The sequence below is a fragment of the Mesorhizobium sp. M7A.F.Ca.AU.002.02.1.1 genome (genome assembly GCF_003998535.1).
GTDB lineage: Bacteria > Pseudomonadota > Alphaproteobacteria > Rhizobiales > Rhizobiaceae > Mesorhizobium > Mesorhizobium ciceri.
In genome coordinates this window covers 1-878 of record NZ_RZPB01001325.1, presented here as the reverse complement: position 1 = coordinate 878, position 878 = coordinate 1, and the positions used below count along the sequence as shown (strand labels likewise).

The 878-nt window shown below is 64.2% G+C and carries 2 protein-coding genes; both read right to left on the bottom strand.

The window, feature by feature from the left end; all coding sequences use genetic code 11:
* The coding region (locus EN879_RS37480) for a pantoate--beta-alanine ligase (RefSeq protein ID WP_164774920.1) at window positions 1-516 on the bottom strand (516 nt) is incomplete at its 3' end.
* A partial coding sequence (locus EN879_RS37475) for a 3-methyl-2-oxobutanoate hydroxymethyltransferase (protein ID WP_206521109.1) occupies window positions 513-878 on the bottom strand: 366 nt, incomplete at its 5' end. The genes EN879_RS37480 and EN879_RS37475, both read right to left, overlap by 4 nt.

The following is an 878-nucleotide window of genomic DNA, read 5'->3' as shown; positions in this document are numbered from 1 at the left end:
CTCGACGGGCAGGTCGAGATCGCCGCAGAGCTGTCTCACCACGCAAAGCTGCTGGTAGTCCTTCTCGCCGAAGACCGCAAAGTCGGGCGTTGCCTGCAGGAGGAGCTTTGCCACGACGGTGGCGACGCCTTCGAAAAAGGTCGGCCGAAAGTCCGATTCGAGCCCGGCGGAGGGGCCGCCGACCGAGATTTTCGTGGCGAAGCCGGCGGGATACATCTCGCCAACCGTCGGTGTGAAAGCAAGGTCGGCCTTTGCCGCGCCGAGCCGGTCGAGATCGCGGGCGAGTTGGCGCGGGTACTTGTCGAGGTCTTCGCTCGGCGCGAACTGTGTCGGGTTGACGAAGATCGACACGACGCAGCGCTCGGCTTTTTCGAGTGCGATCCTGACCAGCGAGATGTGCCCGTCGTGCAAAGCGCCCATGGTCGGCACCATGGCGACACGAAGGCCGTCACGGCGCCAGTCATGGATTTGCGTGCGAAGTGCGGCAACGCTATCGACGACGACGGGTTGGCTCATGCGTCATCCCTGCTGTTTGTCGCCGAAAAGACATGGCCGGGGCCCGGGAATGTCCGGTTTCGCACTTCTGCTGCATAGCTCTTTGCGGCATGCGAGATCGCGTTGCGCAGGTCGGCGTATTCCTTGACGAATTTCGGCACGCGATCGACGGTCAGCCCGACCATGTCGTCGGTGACCAGGATCTGGCCGTCGCAGTCGCCGCTGGCGCCGATGCCGATGGTTGGGATGGCGAGGCGGCGGCTGATATCGGCGGCGACCCTCTCGACCGTGCCTTCGATGACCACCGAGAAAGCCCCGGCGTTCTCGACGGCGAGCGCATCGCGAAGCAAAGCCGCAACAGCCTCCTCGGTGCGGCCTTTGAT